This is a genomic window from Allobosea sp. GW823-FHT02B03 (assembly GCF_058797755.1).
In genome coordinates this window covers 162,950-181,995 of sequence record NZ_JBXAJY010000007.1, presented here as the reverse complement: position 1 = coordinate 181,995, position 19,046 = coordinate 162,950, and the positions used below count along the sequence as shown (strand labels likewise).

The window sequence follows — 19,046 nt, the reverse complement described above, 5'->3', positions numbered from 1 at the left end:
TCATCCGAGGCCAGCACGTTCCCTGAGCATCAGGACGGCGTCCTCCAGTGCGTTGAGGCAGCGCCGTTTCAGCGCGGCATCATAGCGCGCGATCGGTAGGGCGATGTTGACGGCCGCCAACGGGAAGCCGGAGCGGCCGAGGATCGGGCGCGCCATGCCGACGATGCCTGGCATGAACTCCTCGACCACGAAGGCGATGCCGGTCCGGGCGATCTCCGCCAGCTCCGCCTCCAGCGCCGGCACGGAGTCGATCGTCCGCGGCGTGATCTTTTCGAAGCTGACGCGCGCGAGATAGTCGCGGCGCATCTCCTCGGGCAGATGGGCGAGCAGCGCCTTGCCTCCTGAGGTGGCGTAAAGCGGTGCTGTGTCGCCTTTTCGCATCGTGTAGTGCAGGCGGTGCGAGCCGCTTGCGGTCGCCACCACCTCCGAGACGTCGCCCTTCAGCAGGTTGAGGGCGCAGGTCTCGCGGGTCGCATGGGCGGTGTCGGCCAGCACGTCTTCGGCGATGCTGACGAGATCGCGCGTCTCGGCGCTGCGCTGGCCGAGCGCGACCACGGCCGGGCCGAGGAAGTAGCCTTTGCTGACCGGGTCGTATTCGAGATAGCCGCGGCAGACCAAGGTCTTGAGCAGCTGGGTCAGGCTGCTTTTCGGTATGCCGAGCTGGGCGGCGATCCGGGCATGGGTCTGGCCGGCATTCCAGCGGCGCAGATACTCGAACAGGTCGAGCACGCGCATCGCGGACTTGACTGATCCCAGCTCGGCCGAGGGCATTGCAGATCCGGTTCTGTTCAGCTGCGGCGGTCGGCCCGTTGAAGTGTTGCGCAATAGTGAAGGCCGGACCCGGCAGGTTCAATATCTCTTACGGGTTAACCTCGGCGGATGTGCTTTACTTCGTATGGAAACGTATTCCCGTAGAAGAACAGGCGGCCTCGATGTTCGGGCGCGCGGGCGATAGGCGAGGCCTGGAAGGAGCCTCTGTCGATCCGTGGCCGCGGCCGTCGCCGATCGCGCCATCTTCGTCAGCGACGGTACGCAGTCCGCGCCGCAGCCTAGACGGTTCTCACCGTCAGGCCGCCTGAGGATGCGAGGGGGCGCCGAGATAGCTCGCCTGGAAGGTCGTCATCACCTGGGCGACCATCTCGCGGGCGACATGGAGCTGGTCGTCCTCGAAGGCCATGGCGCGCGGCGAGTTGAGCACGATCTCGTAGCTCGGGAAGTAGTCGACGAAGTCGAAGCGCCGGTAGAGCTCCTCGGCGACCGCACGCAGCACGGATTTCGAGCCGCTATTGGCGACGATCACGTCGGCCTCCTTGAAGGTCGCGCCGAGCGGCACCGGCGAGACGGTGACGATGAAGCGCATCTCCGGATTGCAGTGCTCGCGGATCAGCCCGATGATCTCCAGCATGTCCGACAGCGTCGCGTCGTAGCCGTAGTCGACGAAGCGGAAGCGCTCCGGCATCTTTGCCAGCCAGCTCGGGCCGGGATGGATGTTCATCGCCAGTCCCGTCTGCGAATCCAGCCAGGTCTCGGTCAGGCCGAGCGTGAAGAAGCAGATGCGGGCGTCCTTGATCGTCGCGGTCGCCGTCGTCAGGCGCTGGCGATTGGCGAAGGCCTCCCCGCGGCTAAGCAGTCTGAGGCCGCTGGCATGCGGATCGAACCATTGCCCCGGCGAAAGCTCGATCAGGCCCTCGTCGGGATAGCTCTCCCCGAGGAGGACGCGCTTCAGCTCGTGCGCCATCGAGCGCACCGAGTATTTGTTGAGTGCGCCGCGGGAGAGCTCGCCGCGGTTCGCTCCGCCGCCGCGTCCGCTCTCCTCGTTCCAGCTCTCGAAATGCTCGGCCGGCACGCCGTGCCCGCGCAGCAGCAGCGGCAGCCCGCGCATCATCAGGATGTTTTCGACCTCGCGCGCGAAGCAGGACCCCATGGTGAAGATCGGCCAGGAGGGGTCGATCTGGAACTTCGGCCGGTGCTCGACCTTGAGGAAGTCGCCTGTGGTCAGGCGTTCCTTGGCCATGCGCTCCGGCTTTCCCGAGGTCCAGCCGCGCGCCGGGTTGGCGCGCATGATCGAGAGGGCGGTACCTGCATCGTATTCGATCTTCATCGTTTACGTCTCCTTCTGCTGGAAAGGCCTTGCGCCTTTCGGGGCGGCGACCGGGGCGCTTGCGCCCATGCGTGGTCGTCGCCGGCTCTCGCTCACATCCGGTGCGGAACGCCGTTCTTCTCGAGGAAGTCCCGCATCCGGTCGTAGGATTGGGCGTAGCTTTTCGAGAGCCCGTTCAGCGCCGCCTCCTGGTAGACGGCGCGCCAGCCGCCCTCGGCGAGCGCCGCTTCCGGCACGACGGGAATCTTCAGCGTCTCGGCCAGTTCCTGGCTGCGCGTGTCATAGGCGACGAGCACACCCGGCACGCCATGCGCGACGGCCGGCAAGACGCCATGGACGCGGTAGCCGACGGCAAGGTCGATCGATTGCGCGAACTGGTCGTAGCGCTCGACATCGAAAAACGAGAAGAGCTGCTTCTCGTAGATCCGCCGCATCGCCTGGTCGTCGGGCCCGTCCCACCATTTCGTGCGGACGAATTCCGTGACGGCCTTCTGCTTCGCCGCTTCATCGCGCAGGAAGAAAGCCTTCTCCTCCTGCTCGCCATGGGAGGACATCACCATTTCGCTCTGGCCGTCGACCTTGAGCAGCGCAGCCTTCTGGTTGCGCAGATAGGTCTCGGGATCGGCGGTGTAGCTGTGGTCGGCCTCGCGTCGCAGGCTGAAGGCGACCTTGCGGATCTCGCGCTGGTCGGGCACGCGGATCTGGAGATCGCGATTGCGGGTGCGGAAGATCGACGGGCAGCCGACCACCTCGACATTCCCGATGCCGTTCTGGCGCAGCGTCTCGGCCGAGAAGGCGCCGCGCACGCCGATCGCGGCGGAGCGCTCGGCGACGATCGACCAGAAGCGCTTCGATCCTTCCGAAAGCTCGATCTTGCGGTTCTGGCTGGCCTGCGCCCCGACGCCGATGGCGTAGACCGGCAGCTTCACCTTCTCCAGCACCTCGACGGCGCGGAACCACTCCATCTTCTCATGGATGAAGTTGGAGCCGCGCACGAAGACATAGTCGAACTCGCTGGCATAGCGCTCGATGTCGGCCTCGGTCGGGCTCATGATCTTCATCGGCTCGAGATGCGCGTAGCGCAGGAGCTTCAGCGTCGAGTCGTAGACGATCATGTCGCCGATGTTGAAATAATCGGCGAGCAGCTTCTCCATCGGGGCGCGATACCAGCGCACCTTGTCGTGCTCGTAGACCTCGCCGGCGGGGTAGATTACCAGCGCCCTGAGCTTGGTCTCGGTCGCGATCGGACGCAGGTTCGAGCCCGGGGCGAGCGCGCCCGTTGCTGCGTCTGCGACCGCGACCGAGTGGGGGCGCCCGCCGGGCAGTCTCGGCAGGGGAATGGTGAGTTCGGCCTGTGTCGCATCGCCGGCGGTCAGCGCGGCGGGATGGATCGTCGCGTAGTCGTGCCCGTCGAGCCTGAGGCTCAGCGCCGGCCAGCCGCCTTCGGGCTTGCGGGCGACGGAAATGGTGACCTCGTTGGTCGTGGCGCGCAGGATCTTCAAGGCGTGCTCCGCTGGGTTTCAGGCACGAACCGAACCTTGACGCGTACCAGGTCGCGCTCAGGCCCGACCTTGCAGTCGGTGACGCGCATCTTGCTCATGAACAGGAAGGCCTCGTCGCCGGTCGTCTCGAAATTGCGCGAGGGCGAGGCGGGGTCGGCGACGGCGCCATAGGCGTAGCGCTGCTTGTCGCCGCAGTTCTTGCTCCACATCGTCGGGTGGATCATCAGCGTCTGCAGGGGCGACCAGCGCTTGAGGTCGCTCGACCAGCTATAGGCGACACGCCCGCCGGCGATGCCCTGGCTCGGATCCGGGCCGAGATGGAAGATCGCCAGCCACTGCCCGCTCGCCTCGTGCCGCGTGACCGAGCCGACCGTGGTCGGCAGCGGCTTCAGCGGCTTGCATGGCTTCGCCTGGCTGACATCCTCGCGATAGGGGTCGAGCGCGCGGATGGTGAAGTCGCTGCCGTCATAGGCGCGCCAGGCCGTGGCGTCCTTGATGTCGGTGGTGCGGAACAGGCAGACGCCGCTCTTCTGGCCCTCGCCGCCGGTCGTCGCGATCAGCGCGTACCAGGCGCCGTCCTTCTCGACGATGTTCGAGGGGTTGAAGAAGCCGCGATGCCGGCCCTGGCCGACATCCTGCTTGAAGGCCGGCGCGGCCACCAGCGGATGGGGCTCGTCGACCTTGAAGCTGCGTCCGCCATCGTTCGACCGCGCCGCGGTCACGACATTGTACCAGCAGCTCATCGCGTCCTTGAAGCGGCAGGCGCCGGCATGCTTGTCGGCGTGGTACTCGGCATGGATCAGCGCCTGCACCCGTCGTCCGTCGCCGGTCCAGGTGGCGGCGATCCAGCTCTTGTCGCTGAACTCGGCGGGATCGGCACTGTTCCTGGCCTGGAAGGAGATCGCGCAGCTCTTCCTGATCGAGGAGAGGTCGCGGCCGATCAGCGGGCGACCACGGTAATGGCTGGCGAAGGCGACGACCTCGCCCTTGTCGTCGCGGAAGGCGCGTAAGGGCGCATCCGGCAGGTCCCATTCCTCGCAGCGCTCGCGCGCCCAGGAGATGACCGTCTCTTCCGCCGCGTCGGGCGCGACCTCGAGGCGATAGGCCGGGGTCTGGGCGAATGCCGCGCAGGGCAGGGCCAGCAGCATGAGCGCTGCCGGCAGCCTTGCAAGGCGGAGGTGGGCCACCCTCATGCCACCTTCCTTTCCGGCTCGCGAGCCGGCGGTGCGGAGGGGGCGGCCGCAGCCGTCTTCGCCATCTTGTGGTCGATCTTGTTCTCGCTGAGGAAGGCGCTCATTGCCCGGTAGGTCTGGGCATAGGCCGCGTTGAAGCGGTCGAAGAGAGTCTGGTCCCAGTATTCCTCAAGCGTGAACGGCTTGTCGCCGAAGACGTCGACGCTGGGGATCCTGAAGGTCTCGGCGAACTCGACGGTCCGGCTGTCATAGGTGAAGTAGATCGAGGGCGTGCCGTTGGCGAGCGCCATCAGATTGCCGTGCAGACGGTAGCCGAGCACGAGGTCGAGCCGGCGCACGAGCCGCTCATATTCGGCGACCACGTCCGAATAGAACATCCGGTCGCGGTAGAGCTCCTCCATCCGCTCGTCGAGATACCAGGCGGTCGCCCAGCCGTTCTCGCGTAGCGCCGCCATGCCCTCCTGCTTCTGCTCGGGCGTGCCGAGCGCGAGCTTCTTCTCCTCGACCTCGCCCTGCGACATTAGCGTGACCTCGAAGCGCTCCGCCATCGCCTTCACCAGGTCGCGGTGGACGTTGAGGTAGCGCTTGATGTCCTTGGCGTAGTGCTTGGAGACCTCGCGACGCAGCGTGACGCCGACCTGTTTCACCGTTTCGAGCGCCGGCAGGCGGATGGCAAGGTCGGGCCGGTTGTTGCGGAAGGCGGTCGGGCAGCCGATGATCTTGACGTTCCGGATGCCGAGCTCGTTCATCACCTCCGCCGAATAGGTGCCGCGGACACCGACCGAGGCGGTGGAATCGGCGATCAGCTTGAGGACGGTCTTGCTGTCCTCGCTGAGCTCGAGCTTGCCGCTGACCGGGGCCTGCGCGCCGATGCCGAAGGCGATCACCGGCAGCTTGAGCCGGCGCAGAACCTCGGCGGTGCGGCTCCAGTTCATCTCGGCGTGGACATAGTTGGAGCCGCGCAGGAATACATAGTCGAACTCGGCGTTGAGCCGGTCGATCTGCTGGGGGTCGACGCGCGTGATCGGCAGTTCCTCCAGCTTCTCGAAGTTGAGCAGCTTCAGCGAGGAATCGAAGACGAAGGCGTCGCCGATATTGTGGTAGTGGTTGATGTGGCTTTGCAGGTCGGCGTGCCTGTACCAGCGAACATTGTCGTGGTCGTAGACCTCGCCCGACGGGCTGATCACGAGGATGCGGGCCATGGTTGCGTTCTCCCTTCTTGTCTTCGCGCAGCTCACGCGATCATCGGCGCGGCGGCGCGATTGGCCGGAGCCGGCATGCCCCGTGCAGCGATCAGGCGCTGGTAGAGCGCGAGATGCTGGTTGGCGCAGTCGACATGGCTGAGCGGCTTCTTGATGCCGGAGCGCAGGCGCTCCCAGAGACCGGGCTCGCTCAGCGCCCGGGTCATGCAGTCGACGAGGTCTTCGGGGCTGCCGGAGCGGAAATGCAGCCCGTCCACCTCGTCGGTGATTTTCTCGGCCATGCCGCCGAGATTGCTGGAAAGGATCGGGCGGCCGTGGAAGAAGGCCTCCTGGATCACGATCGGCGAGTTCTCCCACCAGACCGAGGGCATCACCACCCAGTCGACCGAGCGCATCAGGTTCGGCATTTCGTGGTTCTGGAAGGCGCCGCAGAAGCGCACCCGCCGGCCGGCGGCCTCGACGAGGTCGGCGAACTTCTTCTTGTAGGCCTCCGGCTGCCGGTCGAGATTGCCGCCATAGACTAGGAGCACGCCGTCCTCGCCCCAGACTGAGTCCGGAATACGCGTGACGGCGTCGAGCAGGATGTCGGCGCCCTTATAGGGCGTGAGCTGGCCGAAATAGGCAAAGCGCGAGCGCCGGCCCTCGCTGTCCGGCAAGGGCCGCGGCGGCGCGACCTCGGCGACGTCGATGCCGTTCTCGATCACCGAGAAGCGCTCCGCCGCCAGGCCCCATTGCTGGTAGCGCTCGGCTAGGAAGCGGCTTGGCGAGACGAAATGGTCGGCGAGGTTGAGGATGCCCTTGATGAAGGTCTCGCGGGCGAGGAAACGGGCCGGCGCGATCTCGGGGAAGCAGGCGTTGCAGTCGCTCGGCGAGGACCGGTAGCAGAGCTTGAAGGCGCCGGTCTTCACCATCTGGCCGTGATGGTGGCAGATCGAGAGATACTCGTGGAAGGTCACGACGATCAGCGCGTCCGGCAGCGTGTCGCGCACCGCAAACAGGCATTCCAGCCCGAGCCCGATGAAATGGTGGAAATGCACCACATCGGGTTTCAGATCGCGCAGCACCCGGACGAAATCGCGCTCGATCTCCTCGGTCGCCCGGTTCGAGATCAGGAAGTGGTCGTACTCCTCGGCGTAGTAGAGCAGTTCGCCGCCGCGCTGGCGCAGGCTCATCAGCGCCGTGCCGGCATGGCGCGGCGTCGGCGCGCCGACGCGGGCGAGGTAGTGCGTGTCGACCTCGGCACTGGCCTGGAAGCCCTTGTGCAGGTTGTAGGAAGCGATCTCGGCGCCACCGAGCGAGAAGGAGGGGTGGCCGTGCGAGACGACGAGGATACGCATGCTCATCCTCTCATGTTGGAAATGGCCAGCGCCCAGCGCCGGTCGAAGGAAGTGCGGTCGGCGAGGCCGGCGAGGACACCGGCCGGCGCGCGCGCGGCCTCATTGTCCTCGACGACATAGATCTCGACCTCCGGCACCCAGAGCGAGGGCGCGCCGTTCATCCTGAGCTTCAGGCAGAGGTCGAGGCCCTTTTCGCCGGTGGTGAAGTAGTTGCGCGAGAAGCCGCCGGCCTCGATGAAGGCGGCGCGCGAGAGCACGCAGCATTCCGTCGCGCCGGCCGCGACCTCCATCGGGCCGAGGCTGCCGATCGCCTCCAGCGGATAGCCGACGAAGCGGTTGTAGACCCGCCGCTCCGGCCCTTCGCCTTCGAGCCAGGCGCCGGCCCAGCGGATCGAATTGTCCTCGAACAAGAGGGTCGGGCTGGCGACGCAGTGCCCGCCGCGGCCGCGATAGGCCCGCTCCAGCCGGCCGAGCCAGCCTGGCATGCGGATCTGCGCCGCGCCGGAGAGCAGGGCGGCCGTCTGGAAGCGGCAGGCGTGCAGCCCGGCCTCCAGCGCGTCACAGCTGTCCTCGACGCCTTCGACCAGGACGAGGCGGATCGACAGCCCGTAGAAGCGCGCCAGCCGGCGAGCCTCGGCACCGAGCCGGTCGAAGCTCTCGCCCGGCGCCGCCACGACGATCGGCAGCCTGCGCACTTCGGGATCGATGGCGAGCAGGGCGAACAGGCTGGAAAGCTCGCGCTGCCGGTGGTCCAGCCCGATGACGAGGCCGAGTGCCGCATCGGCATTGAAGCTGCCGACATCATGGCTCTCGATCGCCCGCGGCGGCGCGATCTCGGCCGCCTGCAAGGCCGGGGCGATCTGCCGCTCGACCACGGAGCTCGCGGTGGAAGAGCGCGGGTCGAGCAGGCCGAAGACGCGTTCCAGTGCCCGCCGGGCCGGGGCGCGCCCCGGGGACAGCGGCAGGAAGGCCGGACCCTGGCCCTCGATCTCGAACTCGATATAGAGCGGCTGCCCGGGCTCCGGGAGGAGCTTCGGTGCGAAGACGATGAAGCCATGGCTGTTGCGCCGGCTGGCCATGGCCGGGCCGAAGCGCGGATCTTCGAGGAACGCCGCTGCGACGTCCGGGCGCGCCACGCGCGTCCAGCTCGCATCGAGCGTGCAGGACTGGTTGCCGGAGCGCAGGGTCGCGGCCACGACCTTGTTTTCGGGGTCGAACAGCCAGCCGATGATCAGCACGCCGGTGCCCTCGACAATGGTCGCATCGTCGATCCCGGCGCGCACCGGCTGTGCGAGCAGGCAGACCGTGTCGCGCCCGTCGAAGCGCTGCGAGGCACGCTTCAGCTTCTCGGCGGTGGCGGGCGGCGCGCTGCCGCGTTGCAGGCCGTCGCGCAGATGGCCGGGCACCGTTACCGGTTCCAGCAGGACGTGGCGCTCGTAGACTTCGAGCGCGCGCCAGCCGTCATTGCCGCGGAAGAACAGCCGCTCGATCTCGCTGGGATGGCGGATCTCGCACTCCTCGATCAGGCCGAAGAAGCCGCGCGCGCCCTCGCCGAGATCGTCCCTCTCGAAGGTGCCGGCTTCCAGCATGGCCGAGGAGAGGCCGCCATGGGCGATCAGCAGCTGGGTCCGGCCGGCGGTGAAGTTCGCGGTCCAGCCCTGCACGAAGATGCTGTCGTCCTGCGGTCCCATCACCTCGACGAAACCGCCGGGCTTGGCCACCGATTGCAGGAGCATGCCGACGGCGCGCAGCCGCCGCGGGTTCGACTTGCCGGCGAGCAGCACTTCGAGCAGCCCGTCGACCACGGTCGGGAAAGACTGGCCGGCCTCGTCGGCAAGTGCGGCGAGGAACGCCTGGAGGGGCAGGGGCTTCGGCGCCAGGATCAGCCGCAAGGGCCGGCCGGGCCGGCCGAGCAGGATCGCGCCGCCGCCGGCACGGTCATGCGAGGGGGCGGGCGCCAGGCAGAGGAAGCCGACGGCCTGCGAGGCATCGGCCTGCGGCCGGCGCCAGGTCAGCGCCATGGTCTGCGCCTTGTTGCGCGGATTGCCGTCGACCGCGACCGGTACCTTGCCGGGGATCGCGTCGCAGGCGCTCATCACCAGGATCGCGTTCTCGCCGAGCGGCGTCCAGGCGACGGTCGGCGCCGGGCTGAGCCTCGTCTGCTGGGGGATGATGACCTCGTTCACCGCTCAGCCTCCGACCAGCGTCACGGCGAGCGTGGCGAAAGAGAGCAGTGCAGCGAGGCCGGAGAGGAAGCCGAGGATCACCGTGACCTGCCGGAGCGGCGCCCGCGCCTCCTTGCGGATCGCGACCAGCCGGTCGTCGAAGCTCTTCAGCGTTTGGTCGAAGCGCAGTTGGAAGACGTCGATCTCGGCGAGGCGGGCGGCGATTGCGTCCTGGCCCTCGGCCTCGCCGGACTGCTTCGCCTCCTGTTCGCGCTGGCGGTACTCGGTCAGCCGCAGGCCGAGTTCGCCGACCTTGTCGAGCAGCTCCTTCTGGGTGAGCTGCGAGCGCCTCTGCAGGACGATCAGCGCCTCGACCCGGTCGAAGAAGCGCGCCAGCGGCACGGCGATGGCCGCCTCGGCAGCGAGCTCCGCCGGCGGCGGCAGGCGCAGTTCGAGGGCGACGCCGGTGCTCGGCGAGACGCCGATGATGACGAGATCGGCGCGCGCCGCGACCACGCTGTCGTCGAGCTCCATGGCGAAGGCGTGCCGGCCATCGCCGATGCCGTTGCGGCGCAGATCGACGCGGCTCTGGTCGGCCACCACCTCCTGTACGGCGACACCGTCGCGCATGAGGCGCACGGTGAGCCGTTCTTCCGGCCTCGCCTCGTCCCAGATCCAGCCATGCAGCCGGTTCCCGTCGAGCGCATCGACGCGGCCGTTGAGCCTTGCGGGCGCGATTTCGGTCACGGCCGCGCCTTCGGAATTCTGCGCCATCGTCATGCCGCCTCCGCCAGTTTGAGCCGGTCGAACAGCGCCAGGTGCGTCCGGGCGCAGTCTTCCATGCCGGGTGAGGGTTCGATGTTCTCGACGAGCCGCTGCCAGAGCCCGTTGTCCCCGGCCGCTCGCCGCAGGGCGGCGGCGAGGGCAGCAGGGTCGCCCGGCCGGACATGCAGCCCGTCGACGCCGTCGCGGACCATCTCGGCCATGCCGCCGATGCCGCTGGCGATCACCGGCCTGCGATGCTGGAAGGCTTCCTGGATGACGAGGGGAGCGTTCTCGTACCAGATCGAGGGCATCACCACCCAGTCGACCTCGGCCATCAGCTCCGCCATCTCGTCGCGGCGATAGGGCCCGCAATGGGTGACGTTGGCACCGGCTTCGCCCAGGGCCTTCTCCAGCGCGTCGGTGAAAGCCTCGCTCTGGAACGGCGCGCCGCCATGGATGCGCAGCTCGATGCCGGTCTCGCCGGCGCCGTGCAGCAGCTTCGCCGCCTGCAGCAGGGGAAGGATGCCCTTCCACGGGTTGAGGTTGCCGAAATAGCCGAAGCGCGTGCGAGCGCCATGGGTGTGGCGATGCGGTACTGGTGTCTGCGCCGGGCGCGCATTGGCGATGACCTCGATCTTGCCCGGCGCGATGCCCCAGTCGATGTAGCGCTGGCGCAGGAAGCGGCTCGGCGCGACGAAGCGGTCGACGGCGGCAAGATGCGTCTTCAGGAAGCGCTCGCGCAGCAGGAAGCGGTCGGCGCCGATCTCGGGGAAGCAGGAATGGCAGGCAGTGGGCGTCGCGCCGGTGCAGCGCTGCTTGTCGCTCGGCCGCAGCATCAGCCCGTCATGATGGCAGATCGGGTAGTAGTCGTGCAGCGTCATCACGATCGACGCTTGAGGCAGGAGGCGTCGCGCCAGCGCCAGGAATTCCGCGCCGATCAGGACGAGATGGTGGACATGGATCACGTCCGGCCGGAACTCGGTCAGCAGCGTGCCGAGATCCTGCAAGGTGCCGTAATGGTCGATCTGGCTGAGATGGAAGCGGTCGAAATGGCCGCTCCACAACAGGAGGTCGCCATTCTCCCCGGTCGCCTGGAAGGCCGTGCCGGGATGCGGCTCGCGGTGGATCGCATTGGTCGCGCCGAGGAACATGACCTCGCAACCCTCGTCGCGATAGGCCTGCGTCAGATCATGGGCGAAGATCTCGGTCCCGCCGGGATGCAGCGACGGGTGGTTGTGCGCGACGACCAGGATGCGCCGGCTCATCGTGCTTCTCCCGGCTTCACCGCGATCAGCAGATCCTGGTAATGCGCCGCGCTGACGCCGCGCCAATGGCCCTGGCCGAGCCGTTCGGCCGCAAGTCCAGCTTGGGTGGCATGCTCCAGGAGAAAGCCGGCGTCGATCCCGGCGGCGGCCAGCGGCGCCTCTTCGATCGCGTACCAGCCCGGTCCCTCGCCCCAGCGCCGGAACTTCAATCGCTCCTGGCCGGTGCTCTGGCCGTCGAGCGCGAAGGCGGTCAGGAAAAGCCGTCCGCCCGGCGCGAGCAGACGCGCGGCCTCGTTGAGATAGACCACGAGCTCGTCCGGTGGCAGGTGCGTCGCCACCGAGGTCATGATGATGAAATCGAAGCTCTGGTTCGGGAAGCCGAAGCGCACCTCGATCCCGGGCAGCGAGCCCTGCGGGTTATAAAGCGGATGGGCGATGTCGAGCCGCTGGAAGCGGAAGCGCGGATAAGCCGGCGTGATCGTCTGGGCGCACCAGAGGATGCCGTCCATGACCGGGTCGACGCCGTCATAGCTGCCGCGCTCGGGGTCGAGATATTGCGTCAGCGGCACCGCCATGCGGCCGATGCCGCAGCCGATGTCGAAGACCCGTTCATGCGGCTGCAGCCGGCCGAGCCTGACGAAATGGCCAAGGAATTCGGCGCCGATGGCGCGGTAGTCGCCGTCGCCGACGAAGATAGAATCCGGCGGCGGATGCGGCAGGAAGCGGTTGCTCTGGATCTGGCGCATCAGGAAGTCGAGCTCGCGCTGCGCGAGCTCGCTCACCGGCGCCGGCTCCGGCGCGTTCTGTCTCAGGGCCAATGTCGCCGTCATGCCGCTGTCGCTCTCCGGAGGTTGGCGCGGGAAAAGAACTGGGGCTCGCGCGGCAGGCTCTGCTCTGGCAGCGCCTGTTCCGGCAGCTCTGCGGCAGGGCCGTCGAAGGCCGCCATCAGCGCCTCGATCTGGCGGTCCCAGCGCCGGGTCTGGAGCCAGGCATTGTGCTGGGAGGCGACGCCGCGGGTGTAATCGGTGCTCTTCGAGATCGACTGCCGCTCGAGATGGTAGAGCGCGACGCTGGGCACATAGACGACGCCGAGCCCGGCCCGGCCGATCTTCAGGCAGAGGTCGCTGTCCTCGTAGTCGCCGATGACATAGCCGTCGTCGAAGCCGCCGATCTCCATGAACAGGGCCCGCGGCAGCACCACGCAGGCACCGGTGACGCCGGGCACCGGCCGCTCGGCATTGGCCGGACCGTAATGGCTCGGCATGCCCTTGAAGTAATGATGGTTGAGCCAGGTGCCTTTGCTGTCGCGTTTGAAGAAGAGCCCGGCATGCTGCAGCGAGCCATCGTCATAGAGCAGCTTCGGGCCGACAGCGCCGATGCGGTTGCCGCGGTCGAGCCTGCGCACCAATGCAGGCAGCCAGCCATCCCCGGTCGGGATCACGTCGGAATTGACCAGCGCCAGTGCCTCGCCGCGAGAGGCCGCGGCGCCGGCATTGCAGGCGGCGGAGAAGCCACCATTGCGGCCCATCACCACGAGCTGCATCGGCAGGCCGTAGGCGAGGAAGAGCCCGCCGAGGAGATGCGCGACCTCGGCCTCGTGCTCGGGGGAATCGAGCACGTAGATCAGCTCGGCCTCGCCGGCGAAAATGGGGTCCGCGGCGAAGGCGGCGACCTGCACCCGCAGGAAATCGTAGACGCGGTAGAGCGGGATAACCACCGAGACGGAAGGGTTGGCGGGCGCCTTGCCGAAACGCTTCAGCCGCGGTTCCGGCAGGGCCTCGCGCAATTGCTGCTGGCAGGCGGCGAGCACCGGCGCCAGCGTCCGCTCGAGGATTTCGGACGTGAGATGTTGTGGCGGCATGGCTGAGAGCGCCCGCGCCCTTATGGTGGCGGCATCGGCCGGCTGCAGTGCCGGGCGTAGGAACAGGGAGGTGCCGGATTTCAGGCGCATCTCGGCGCGCGGCTGCAGCACGGGCGAGCCCCCGGCATAGCCCGGCACGAGGGCGGCGAAGCCGGTCGCCGGCTTCCGCTCGCCCGCGGTTGCGCCCGGCAGCAGCGCCGGAAAGCGTTCGAGCCGGTCGAGAATCGGCGTCGGATCGCCTTCGCTGCGATGAAGCAGCATCTCGTCGAGCAGTCCCTCGGGATCGCGATACCAGCCGCCGAGCAGCAGCCCGGCCGGCGTCGAGACGGCAAGGTCGAGCTCCGCCGAGGGTAAATCGTCATTGCGCCTGATGTTCTGCACCGCCAGCGGCAGGCGGCGCTGCATCTCGATGGCCAGAAGCCGGCCCTGCTCGGACGATTCGGAGAGCTGTTCGACCAACCAGCTGCGCAGGCCGTCGCGCGCGCTCGCCTTGCCGTTCCACCAGCGGCCGAGAGACGGGATCGCGGGGCGCGCCGGGACGCTGCGGACGACGAGGCCGGAATCCCCCTGCAGGATCAGGAGGCCGCCAGCCTGTGCCGGAAACTCGTCGACGATAAGGTGCAGGGCGCGCGCGCCGGTACGGTCGGCTGCTCCGAGTCGCGGCCGGCAGGAGAGGCGGGCGAGGCCGGCGCCGTCGAGCCGGTAGGCCGCGCGGATGCCGGAGAGCCGGCCGGGCGCGGAGGATTCGATCAGGATCTTGCCCTCGCCGAGCTTGGCGACCGGGTTGGCGGGGGTGGGCTTGCGGGCGAGCAGAAGCAGGAATTGCCGCAGGAAGGTGAGGTAGCTTGCGGTCTCGCTCAGGCCGAACAGGCTCGGCCAATGGCCGATCAGCGCGTTGGCGAGCATCCGCCGGGCTGCGGGCGTGGTGTCGCGCGCAACCTCGCCGGCTTCGGCCATCGCATGGACCAGGCCGGGATCGAAGCGTGCGGTGATGTCACCTCCCGGGCCGTGATCCGCCAGCGTCGCGACCAGCTCTCCGGGGCCGCCATGGCGGAAGGCGACGACGAGACGGACCCGCCCGTCGTCGAGGCCGAGCGCCAGCGATGCCGCGGCCAGTCTCTTGCCGCTGGCCGACAAGGCGATGGTCGGGCGCGTGACGACGGGGGCGTCGATGGTCCAGCTGAGCAGGAAGACCGAGCCGCTCAGCCGCGAGAGATGCAGCTGCGGGCTCAGGCCCTCCGCGACGGGCGCGGGCGCGAGGGTGAGCATCGTGGATGATCCGGCAAGGGGGAAGGGGCGGCACCGGCCGGAAGGCCGGTGCCGCAGTTCGTCAGGCGACCGTGAAATAGGAGTTCGGGTCGGCCTGGATGTCGTCTGCGGTGACGCCGACCAGGGTCAGCGTGTCGCCATCGCCGAGGTCGATGACGGTGTTGCCGCCGACCGTGGTGGCGCGGGCCGCCACGTCCTCGGCCGAGCCGATATCGGTGCCGTTGATGCCCGAGGCGATCTGCAGCACGTCCTGGCCGGCCTCGAAGTCGAGCACGACATCGTTGCCGCCGCCGCCGGTGAAGACGAAGACGTCGCTGCCGGCGCCGCCGGCAAGAACGTCGTCGCCGGCACCGCCGAAGAGCAGATCGTCACCCGCTCCGCCCTGGAGGACGTCGTTGCCGTCGCCGCCCTGGAGGACGTCGCTGCCATCGCCGCCCTGGAGCAGGTCGTCGCCATTGCCGCCCTGCAGGATGTCGTCACCCGGACCGCCCTGCAGAATGTCGTTGCCTTCACCGCCGCGCAGCACGTCGTCACCGGCATTGCCGCGCAGGATGTCGTTGCCGTCGCCGCCCGAGAGCACGTCGTTGCCCTCGCCGCCGAACAGCGCGTCATTGCCGACGCCGCCGTCCAGGACGTCGTCGCCCAGCCCGCCGAACAGGGCGTCATCGCCTTCGCCGCCGGACAGGAAGTCGTTGCCGCCGTCGCCGTAAAGCAGATCGTCGCCTTCTTCGCCGAACAGGGAATCGACCTGGTCGCCGCCCTTGACGATGTCGTCGCCGGCGCCCGCCATGATCACGTCGCTGAACCGGGTACCAATCAAAAAGTCGTCGAATGCGCTTCCTTCGATCGTGGCCATTCGTCACCTCCTAGGCAGTTTGGGGCACCACCAGCATCGCGGATCAGCGTCGCAATGGATGCTGGATAAAAGGTGCGTTTCCGATGAAGTCGAAAGACGTATCATCGCTCGACGGTCGGAGATTATTCAATATGTGCGACGCAGCAAGGAATTTATTGTGACCATTTTGCGGTGCAAAATCGATTTTATGCTTATATGTATTGTCTAAGCGTAGATTTATATTCGATGTTGTTTCGATTTTTGATCTATTTATACGATTGTTTCGTTTCAGGTTTCGAATCAAATCCGGGCAAGCAGGCGCAAACGCTTGATCGGCGTCGTGAAATCAATCCTCCCGGAAGGCGCGGTTGAAGCTGTCCTTGAAGGGCGACAGCAGATAGTCGGCGGCGAAGCGCCGGCCGTTGACGATCAGCACCTCGGCCGCCATGCCGGCATGGAGGGTGACCTTGTTCTCGGCCAGGCTCTCGGGGGTGATCTCGGCGCGGACGATGAAGTAGGGCACGCCGGTCTTGTCGTCGACGAGCTGGTCCGGCGCGACATAGCTGACCTTCGCCAGCAGCGGCGGCATCAGCCGGGCGTTGAAGGCGGTCAGCCGGATCCGCGTCTCGGCCCCGACCCGCACCGAATCGATGTCGCGCGGATCGACCCGCGCCTCGACGATCAGCGGCTCCTGCTCGGGGACGATGTCGAGGATCGCCTCGCCGGCCGCGATCGCGCTGCCGGCGGTCCGCATCCGGATATTGGCGACGATGCCCTCCTGCGGCGAGGTCACCACGAGCCGGCGCAGCACGTCCTCGGCCTGGACGATGCGCTCGACCACCTCGGAGAGCTGGAGCTGGCTGTCCTGCAGGTCTTTGGCGATCTCGCTCTGGCGCTCGAGGCTGATCGAGAGGATTTCGAGATTGGCGCCGGCGACCTGCTGCTCCGCCTTGGCCTTGCGGGCGGCGATCTCGCCGCCGCGGCCGCTGAGTTCGCTCTGCTTGGTCTGCAGTTCGACGAGCTGCGAGCGCTTGGCATAGCGCTTCTCGTAGAGGTCGGTCATCACCTTGACCTCCTCGTCGATCAGTGAGCGCTGGTAGCGCACCGCCTCGATCTGGGCCTGGAGCGCCTCGGCCTCGGCCTGATGCTGCTCGATGACGCGCTGCTGAATGCCGACCTTGCCGGCATGGACCTTGGCACGGGCCCGAAACAGGGTGCGCTCGGCCGTCACCACCTCGCGGGCGATCGGCGTGTGCCCTTCGCCGATGTCCTTGGGAAAGGTGATCTCCTGGAGGTCGCCCTGTTCCGCCCGCAGGCGCGCGAGACGGGCTTCGAGGCCGACGCGCTTGCCCTGCAGCTGCTGCAGTTCGGCGCGGGCTCTAGCATCCTCCAGCCGCAGCAGGGGTTCGTCCTGCCCGACGCGCTCGCCTTCCGCCTTCAGCAGGGTCTTCAGGATGCCGCCTTCGAGATGGCTGACCGTCTTGCGCTTGCTGTCGACGACGACGGTGCCGGCGGCGACGGCGGCATTGTCGAGCCGGGCCGTGATCGCCCAGGCGCTGAAGCCGCCGAAGCCGATCGCCACCGCCGCGACGCCGGCGAGCACGAGATTGCGCAGCGAGGGCGTACGCTCGGCCGGCTCCGCTTCGGCAGCGAGCGGCACGAGGGCGGTTCCAGGCTTGCGGAGCATCGGCAGCTTGCTCATGCGCTGGCCTCGCGAATGGGGGTGGGCTGCTTCGCAGGCTCGAGCTCGACCACGCCGCCGGGGGTGATCATGCCGGCGATGGCCGAACGCGGACCGAACTGGGCGACGCGGCCCTCGCGTAGCACCAGGATCTTGTCGACCGTCTGCATCACCGAGGGGCGATGGGCGATCAGCACGACGATGGCGCCGCTGTCGCGGGCCGCGTTGATGGCGCGGATCAGGCTCTGCTCGCCTTCTGCGTCGAGATTGGCGTTGGGCTCGTCGAGCACGATCAGCCGGGGCGAGCCGTAGAGCGCGCGCGCCAGGCCGATGCGCTGGCGCTGGCCGCCCGAGAGCTTGAAATCGCCATCGGCGACATTGGTGTCGTAGCCGAGCGGCAAGCGGCCGATCAGCTCGTGTACCCCGGCGATCCGGGCCGCTTCGAGGATGGCGTGCGGATCCGGCTTGCGCATCCGCGCAATGTTCTCGCCGATGGTGCCGTTGAGCAGCGAGACCGATTGCGGGAGATAGCCGACCATCGCGCCGAAGGAGCCGCGCTCCCAGAGATAGGCGTTGTGACCGTCGAGATAGACGCCGCCGGCATTGGGCTTGAGTACGCCGACGAGCAGCCGGGCGAGCGTCGATTTGCCGGCTCCGGACGGGCCGACGACGCCGAGCACCTCGCCGGGCTCGAGGCTGAAGGAGACGCCCTTGATGATCGTCTGCTCAGACCCCTGCGGGGCATAAATCACCCGGTCGATGACGAGGTCGCCCTGAGTCGCCGGGGTCGGCACGGTCTGGCGCTGCGAGGCGCGCGACTGCAGGAGCTCGCGCACCCGCTTCCAGGCCTGAGCGGCGGTGACCCATTGCCGCCAGTCGGTGATCATCGAATCGAACGGCGCGAGCAGGCGTCCGAGCAGGATGCTCGCCGCCATCAGCGTGCCGATGGAGACCTCGTTGCGGATGATCAGCACGGCGCCCGTGGCGTAGATCGCAAGCTGCATCGTCATCCGGCTGGAGCGGGTCAGCGCGGCGATGAACTTGCCGCGGGCCATACCGAGGTCGAGATGCTCCAGCATCGCGATCTGCCCGGTACGCCAGCGCGCCGCCAGGGCCGGCAGCATGCCCATGGCCTCGATCGTCTCGGCATGGCGCAGGCTGGCGCCGACCTCGTTGATCGAGGTGACGCCCTCCTCATTGGCCTCCTTCAGGACGCGCCGCGTCAGCACGTCGGCGAGCACGCCGAGGATCAGCAGGATCAGGAGCGAGACGACGCCAACCAGCCCGTAGACCGGGTGGAAGGCGAAGAGCACGGCAAGGAAGATCGGCGACCAGGCCGCTTCGAGCGGCGTCGCAATCGCCGAACTCGCGATGAAGGTGCGGATGTCGTTGAGATCGCGGATCGCCTGCGTCGCCTGGCCCGAGCCGCTCTCCAGCGCGGCTGACACCGCCGCCTGAAGTGCCGGCAAATTGAGCCGACGTGCAAAAATGCTCGCCATCGTCTGGAAGGTCAGCGAGCGGATGAACTCGATCGCGCCATAGAGCACGAGCGCGCCGACGGCGATCACCAGCAGCATGGTCAGCGTGTCGTAGCTGCGGCTGACGATGACGCGGTCCTGCACCTGCAGCATGAACAGCGGCACGGTCAGCAGCAGGACGTTGACGCACAGGCTCAGGAAGCCGGCATAGGCCAGGCCGCCGGCGAACGAGCGCTGCAGGTCCCGGATCAGGGCATCGGTTTTCGCTGTCGGAATCTTCATGCATCTCTCCGGCGCGGAAGCGGCGGCTGCGCGCCTGTGAACGAAGCAGTAGGTGATTGGATGATGATCAGCGTGCCACGAAAGACGTGTCCATAGTATGACAGAATACG

Annotated in this window: 14 protein-coding genes; all 14 read right to left on the bottom strand. The window is 67.7% G+C overall.

Translation table 11 applies throughout. The features are described from left to right. The 14 genes from AC1REK_RS23675 to AC1REK_RS23610 all read right to left on the bottom strand — a co-directional run bounded on the left by AC1REK_RS23675 (position 1) and on the right by AC1REK_RS23610 (position 18,936). Entirely contained in the window at positions 1–771 is a 771-nt protein-coding gene (locus AC1REK_RS23675; protein WP_316016227.1) for an IclR family transcriptional regulator, read from the bottom strand. A gap of 295 nt (positions 772–1,066) precedes the next feature. Beyond that, on the bottom strand, positions 1,067–2,101 hold the full coding sequence (locus AC1REK_RS23670) for a GSCFA domain-containing protein (protein WP_492269711.1): 1,035 nt from the start codon (positions 2,099–2,101) through the stop codon (positions 1,067–1,069). Positions 2,102–2,193: 92 nt separating this feature from the next. Next, entirely contained in the window at positions 2,194–3,603 is a 1,410-nt protein-coding gene (locus AC1REK_RS23665) for a polysaccharide pyruvyl transferase family protein (RefSeq protein ID WP_492269712.1), read from the bottom strand. Further along, positions 3,600–4,796 (bottom strand): hypothetical protein, encoded by a 1,197-nt coding sequence (locus AC1REK_RS23660; RefSeq protein WP_492269713.1) that lies wholly within the window; start codon positions 4,794–4,796, stop codon positions 3,600–3,602. The genes AC1REK_RS23665 and AC1REK_RS23660 overlap by 4 nt, the downstream gene beginning before the upstream one ends. Beyond that, positions 4,793–5,998 (bottom strand): polysaccharide pyruvyl transferase family protein, encoded by a 1,206-nt coding sequence (locus tag AC1REK_RS23655; protein ID WP_492269714.1) that lies wholly within the window; start codon positions 5,996–5,998, stop codon positions 4,793–4,795. The genes AC1REK_RS23660 and AC1REK_RS23655 overlap by 4 nt, the downstream gene beginning before the upstream one ends. A 32-nt stretch (positions 5,999–6,030) precedes the next feature. Further along, entirely contained in the window at positions 6,031–7,335 is a 1,305-nt protein-coding gene (locus AC1REK_RS23650) for a glycosyltransferase family 4 protein (RefSeq protein ID WP_492269715.1), read from the bottom strand. Positions 7,336–7,337: 2 nt separating this feature from the next. Further along, positions 7,338–9,521 (bottom strand): glycosyltransferase family 2 protein, encoded by a 2,184-nt coding sequence (locus tag AC1REK_RS23645; RefSeq protein WP_492269716.1) that lies wholly within the window; start codon positions 9,519–9,521, stop codon positions 7,338–7,340. Positions 9,522–9,524: 3 nt separating this feature from the next. Further along, positions 9,525–10,280: a hypothetical protein gene (locus AC1REK_RS23640; RefSeq protein ID WP_492269717.1), complete on the bottom strand. Its 756-nt coding sequence runs from the start codon at positions 10,278–10,280 to the stop codon at positions 9,525–9,527. Continuing rightward, the gene (locus AC1REK_RS23635) at positions 10,277–11,530 is read right to left on the bottom strand and encodes a glycosyltransferase family 4 protein (RefSeq protein ID WP_492269718.1); all 1,254 of its coding nucleotides are present in this window, start codon (positions 11,528–11,530) and stop codon (positions 10,277–10,279) included. The genes AC1REK_RS23640 and AC1REK_RS23635 overlap by 4 nt, the downstream gene beginning before the upstream one ends. Then, positions 11,527–12,360: a class I SAM-dependent methyltransferase gene (locus tag AC1REK_RS23630; protein ID WP_492269719.1), complete on the bottom strand. Its 834-nt coding sequence runs from the start codon at positions 12,358–12,360 to the stop codon at positions 11,527–11,529. The genes AC1REK_RS23635 and AC1REK_RS23630 overlap by 4 nt, the downstream gene beginning before the upstream one ends. Further along, the gene (locus AC1REK_RS23625) at positions 12,357–14,660 is read right to left on the bottom strand and encodes a glycosyltransferase (RefSeq protein WP_492269720.1); all 2,304 of its coding nucleotides are present in this window, start codon (positions 14,658–14,660) and stop codon (positions 12,357–12,359) included. The genes AC1REK_RS23630 and AC1REK_RS23625 overlap by 4 nt, the downstream gene beginning before the upstream one ends. A 61-nt stretch (positions 14,661–14,721) precedes the next feature. Continuing rightward, on the bottom strand, positions 14,722–15,516 hold the full coding sequence (locus AC1REK_RS23620) for a calcium-binding protein (protein WP_316016216.1): 795 nt from the start codon (positions 15,514–15,516) through the stop codon (positions 14,722–14,724). A 325-nt stretch (positions 15,517–15,841) separates the two neighbouring features. Then, positions 15,842–17,197 (bottom strand): HlyD family type I secretion periplasmic adaptor subunit, encoded by a 1,356-nt coding sequence (locus AC1REK_RS23615; RefSeq protein WP_316016215.1) that lies wholly within the window; start codon positions 17,195–17,197, stop codon positions 15,842–15,844. Beyond that, on the bottom strand, positions 17,194–18,936 hold the full coding sequence (locus tag AC1REK_RS23610) for a type I secretion system permease/ATPase (protein WP_492269721.1): 1,743 nt from the start codon (positions 18,934–18,936) through the stop codon (positions 17,194–17,196). The genes AC1REK_RS23615 and AC1REK_RS23610 overlap by 4 nt, the downstream gene beginning before the upstream one ends. Positions 18,937–19,046: the final 110 nt, after the last annotated feature.

What these genes read in the sequence shown, in the direction of transcription:
- AC1REK_RS23675 (WP_316016227.1), bottom strand. Translation starts at nt 771, where the DNA reads ATGCCCTCGGCCGAGCTGGGATCAGTCAAGTCCGCGATGCGCGTGCTC.
- AC1REK_RS23670 (WP_492269711.1), bottom strand. Translation starts at nt 2,101, where the DNA reads ATGAAGATCGAATACGATGCAGGTACCGCCCTCTCGATCATGCGCGCC.
- AC1REK_RS23660 (WP_492269713.1), bottom strand. Translation starts at nt 4,796, where the DNA reads ATGAGGGTGGCCCACCTCCGCCTTGCAAGGCTGCCGGCAGCGCTCATG.
- AC1REK_RS23655 (WP_492269714.1), bottom strand. Translation starts at nt 5,998, where the DNA reads ATGGCCCGCATCCTCGTGATCAGCCCGTCGGGCGAGGTCTACGACCAC.
- AC1REK_RS23650 (WP_492269715.1), bottom strand. Translation starts at nt 7,335, where the DNA reads ATGCGTATCCTCGTCGTCTCGCACGGCCACCCCTCCTTCTCGCTCGGT.
- AC1REK_RS23640 (WP_492269717.1), bottom strand. Translation starts at nt 10,280, where the DNA reads ATGACGATGGCGCAGAATTCCGAAGGCGCGGCCGTGACCGAAATCGCG.
- AC1REK_RS23635 (WP_492269718.1), bottom strand. Translation starts at nt 11,530, where the DNA reads ATGAGCCGGCGCATCCTGGTCGTCGCGCACAACCACCCGTCGCTGCAT.
- AC1REK_RS23630 (WP_492269719.1), bottom strand. Translation starts at nt 12,360, where the DNA reads ATGACGGCGACATTGGCCCTGAGACAGAACGCGCCGGAGCCGGCGCCG.
- AC1REK_RS23625 (WP_492269720.1), bottom strand. Translation starts at nt 14,660, where the DNA reads ATGCTCACCCTCGCGCCCGCGCCCGTCGCGGAGGGCCTGAGCCCGCAG.
- AC1REK_RS23620 (WP_316016216.1), bottom strand. Translation starts at nt 15,516, where the DNA reads ATGGCCACGATCGAAGGAAGCGCATTCGACGACTTTTTGATTGGTACC.
- AC1REK_RS23615 (WP_316016215.1), bottom strand. Translation starts at nt 17,197, where the DNA reads ATGAGCAAGCTGCCGATGCTCCGCAAGCCTGGAACCGCCCTCGTGCCG.
- AC1REK_RS23610 (WP_492269721.1), bottom strand. Translation starts at nt 18,936, where the DNA reads ATGAAGATTCCGACAGCGAAAACCGATGCCCTGATCCGGGACCTGCAG.